At 81.5% G+C, this 313-nt stretch carries 1 protein-coding gene; it reads left to right on the top strand.

Annotated features, from left to right (window positions below; genetic code table 11):
* On the top strand, positions 1-313 hold a 313-nt coding region (locus tag ACSNN7_RS29110; protein ID WP_436684234.1), incomplete at both ends, for a hypothetical protein.

Raw genomic sequence — 313 nt, 5'->3', positions numbered from 1 at the left:
ACAGGCGCTCGCCTGGCTCGGCTTCGGTGCCGCGACGGTGCTCGCCGCCGGTTGCGCGCTGGTGCCGTTGGCCTGGGGCCGGGCCGCCGGTCAGCCGGTGCTCGCCGGGGTGCCGATGCTGCTGGTGGGGCTGGTCCTGCTCGGCGCGGCGTGGGCCGCCGGGGGCCGGGTGTTCCGGCAGGTCGCGGCGGCCCTGCTGGTGCCGCTGCTGGCCGCCGCGCTGCTGCGGCCGGTGGCCGAGCTGCGGCCGGGGGTGCTGCTGGTCGCGGCCGCCCTGGTGACCGCCGCCCTGGCCGGGGCGGTGCGGGCGGTC

The sequence above is a fragment of the Micromonospora sp. URMC 105 genome (assembly GCF_051386295.1).
Lineage (GTDB): Bacteria > Actinomycetota > Actinomycetes > Mycobacteriales > Micromonosporaceae > Micromonospora.
Note: the sequence above shows the minus strand (reverse complement) of the source record. Positions and strands in the feature narration are given on the sequence as shown.